General features: G+C 53.5%; 1 rRNA gene. It reads left to right on the forward strand.

The features are described 5' to 3' along the window. Window positions 1-260: ribosomal RNA gene (locus tag CHI06_RS29210) — 23S ribosomal RNA — on the forward strand; the annotation flags it as partial.

The following is a 260-nucleotide window of genomic DNA, read 5'->3' on the forward strand; positions in this document are numbered from 1 at the left end:
ACGAGAGACTCGGTGAAATTATAGTACCTGTGAAGATGCAGGTTACCCGCGACAGGACGGAAAGACCCCGTGGAGCTTTACTGTAGCCTGATATTGAATTTTGGTACAGCTTGTACAGGATAGGTAGGAGCCTGAGAAACCGGAGCGCTAGCTTCGGTGGAGGCGTCGGTGGGATACTACCCTGGCTGTATTGAAATTCTAACCCGCACCCCTTATCGGGGTGGGAGACAGTGTCAGGTGGGCAGTTTGACTGGGGCGGT

The sequence above is a fragment of the Bacillus sp. 7884-1 genome (assembly GCF_002272245.1).
GTDB lineage: Bacteria > Bacillota > Bacilli > Bacillales > Cytobacillaceae > Neobacillus.